Raw genomic sequence first — 2942 nt, 5'->3', positions numbered from 1 at the left:
CAGTTCGAACCTGGTCGTCCGCTCCGCAGAACGAAGGCCCCGGTCGGTTGACCGGGGCCTTCGTCGTACGTTCGCCATCCGCCGGCCCCGCTGAAACGGGGCCGGCGTGGTGCCGTCACGACCAGTTCGCGCCCGTCAGGCGCTCGTACGCGTCGATGTACTTCGCGCGCGTCGCGTCCACGACCTGCTGGGGCAGGGCGGGCGGCGGCTGCTCGCTCCTGCGGTCCCAGCCGGACTCGGCGGAGGTCAGCCAGTCGCGCACGAACTGCTTGTCGTACGACGGCTGGGCGCGGCCCGGCTGCCACGACTCGGCGGGCCAGAAGCGCGACGAGTCCGGGGTCAGCACCTCGTCGGCGAGGACGAGCGTCTCCCCCTCGAAGCCGAACTCGAACTTCGTGTCCGCGAGGATGATGCCCCGCTCGCGCGCGATGTCGCGGGCGCGGCCGTAGACGGCGAGCGTCGTCTGACGCAGCTGGGCCGCGGTGTCGGCGCCCACCTGGCGGGCGACCTCCTCGTACGGCACGTTCTCGTCGTGCTCGCCGACCGCGGCCTTGGTGGCCGGGGTGAAGATCGGCGCCGGCAGCTCCGAGCCGTCGGTCAGGCCCTCGGGGAGCGCGAGTCCGCAGACGGTGCGGGACTCGTTGTACTCGACCAGGCCCGAGCCGGTGAGGTAGCCGCGCGCCACACACTCCACCGGAACCATCCGCAGCGACTTGCACACGAGCGTACGGCCGAGCCAGTCGGCCGGGGCGCCCGGCGGGAGTTCGGTGCTCAGGACGTGATTCGGCGCCAGGTCAGCGAGCTGGTCGAACCACCAGAGGGAAAGCTGGGTGAGTACGCGGCCCTTGTCGGGGATCTCCGTGGGGAGCACCCAGTCGTAGGCCGACAGGCGATCGCTGGCAACCATGATGAGGTCGCCCGCCTCGTTCTGGTACAGGTCGCGCACCTTGCCGGTGTGCAGATGCACCAGACCCGGGACCTGGAGGGGCTCGGGCTTTTCGACGAATCCGGACACGGTTCCTCCCCGTGGTTCTGTCTGAATGGCTCGATTCTCCCGTATCCGGGAGCGCGCCGCGGACAGGGGGTTCAGTCGCGTTTGCAGATGCGGTCCAGAAGGTTTGCGGTCGCGCGCTGGATACGGGTGTCCACGTGCCCCGGACGGTCCAGGGACGGGGACCAGGCAAACGTTCCGGAGGCGAAGACCAAGGCGCCGGACGGGGCACGGTAGAGGGAGGTCTCCTGGTGTCGGGTGGTGCCCTCGCTGTCCCGGTACGGGGAGTGCGCGAGGAGGATGCGGCCCTGGTGCTCGGGGAGCGGGGCGCGCGGGAAGTAGCGGTCGGCCTCGCCCGCGACCATGCCTTCGAGTTCGTCGCCCTCGTGCGCGCCGGTCGCGTCCCACAGCCAGTGATCGGCGTTGCGGACCACCAAGGGGCTCGGCTCCGGGACCCGTCCCGCGTACTGGATGCCGATGAGCTGCTGCTCCGGGCGGTCGATCTCACGCCACAGGGCCGGTTTGCCCGGGCAGCGGCGCTTGAGGCAGGTGAGGAGGCGGTCGCCGACGCCGGACGGGGACGGGCCCAACTCCACCTGCCAGTACAGGGTGTTGGCGGAGAGGAAGACGAGGGAGGTGCCGTGGTCGCGGGCGCGCTCCGTGGTGCGGCGCATCTGGGTCGACCAGTACTCGTCGTGGCCCGGGAAGACCAGGCCCCGGTAGCGGGTCGGGTCGACTCGGCCGGCGTGCAGGTCGCGGGCGTCTGCGTAGGCGAGGTCGTAGCCGTAGCGCTCCGCCCAGCGGATGAAGTCGTAGGCGTGGCCCACGTGGAGGGGCAGGCCCGCGCCCGCGTACGGACGGTCGAAGGACACCGTCGTCGCGGCGTCCGCCTCGCCGAGGAGCCGGCCCTCGTCGTCCCACGCGTGGTAGAGGCTCGCGCCCGTGCGGCCGTCCTCCGGATAGAGGTTGTACGCCTGCCAGGTGATGTCGGGAAGCAGGAGCAGCAGGTCGGCGGGGCGGTCGTCCCGGATGGTGAACGGGATGTGCGAGCGGTAGCCGTCGATCGTGGTGAGGACGGCGACGTACGCGCCGAGGCTCCAGTAGGAAGGGATCTGCAGCCGCCATGACAGCCACCAGTGATGGCAGGAGACCGTGCGGTCCGCGGTGAGGGGCGGGGGCTGGACGATGCCGGACAGGCGGGGGCTCGTGGTGATCTTCGATGCGCCGTCGCCGCCGTAGTGGCCGATGCGGTAGATGTCGACGCTGAATTCCTGGGGCGGGTCGACGGTGATGTGGAAGTCGATGGCCTCGCCCGGCGCGGCCGCTCCGGTGGAGGAGAAGCCCTTGATCTGGCGGCGGACGTCGTCTGCGGAGCGGGGGCCTCCGGCCTGGCGAGGGGTGGGGATTCTGGGGGTGGGCTCGTGGGGGGAGCGGCCTGGGGCGAGGTCCACGTACCAGGGGACCACGTGGCCGGTGTCGTCGAAGTAGGTCTCGCTGCCGCGGAGCCAGGGGACGGGGCCCTGGCCGAAGGGGTCCGTCACGGCGTGCGCGAGTGCTCCCGACTCCCAGCGGCGTACGTGCTCGGATCCCATGCCGGCTCCCTCCCTCGTGCCCCCGTCGGCTCGCAATCCCTTGCTGTGCGCATGACCGGACCCAGCACATCACATTACGCATGCGGGTCGTTACCGTTCGTCGCGAATTTCTGGCGGGGGCGCCGTTCGCGGTGCGGTGCGGTGGGTGGGTCGGCTCCGTGCCGTCTGCTGGCGTGGGCGCCGTTCGCGTGGGGCCGGTGGGTGGGTCGGGTCCGTGCCGTCTGCTGGCGTGGGAGCCGTTCGCGTGGGGGCCGGTGGGTGGGGCGGGTCCGTGCCGTCTGCTGGCGTGGGCGCCGTTCGCAGGGGGGTGTGTTGTGGGTCGGGTCCGTGCCGGTACGTCTTGCCCGTCGCCGCGTGGG

2 protein-coding genes are annotated in these 2942 nt (G+C 71.4%); both read right to left on the bottom strand.

Features of this window, described 5'->3' with window-relative positions; genetic code table 11:
* Nucleotides 1-115: 115 nt before the first annotated feature.
* The gene (locus ABZS97_RS43730; RefSeq protein WP_356149591.1) at nt 116-1015 is read right to left on the bottom strand and encodes a phosphoribosylaminoimidazolesuccinocarboxamide synthase; all 900 of its coding nucleotides are present in this window, start codon (nt 1013-1015) and stop codon (nt 116-118) included.
* A gap of 71 nt (nt 1016-1086) precedes the next feature.
* Nucleotides 1087-2583, bottom strand: a complete 1497-nt coding sequence (locus tag ABZS97_RS43725) for a N,N-dimethylformamidase beta subunit family domain-containing protein (RefSeq protein WP_356149588.1) — start codon at nt 2581-2583, stop codon at nt 1087-1089.
* Nucleotides 2584-2942: the final 359 nt, after the last annotated feature.

This window comes from Streptomyces sp. NPDC005485, assembly GCF_040606085.1.
Classification (GTDB): domain Bacteria; phylum Actinomycetota; class Actinomycetes; order Streptomycetales; family Streptomycetaceae; genus Streptomyces.
This window is presented reverse-complemented; position numbering and strand designations above follow the sequence as displayed.

What these genes read in the sequence shown, in the direction of transcription:
- ABZS97_RS43725 (WP_356149588.1), bottom strand. Translation starts at nt 2,583, where the DNA reads ATGGGATCCGAGCACGTACGCCGCTGGGAGTCGGGAGCACTCGCGCAC.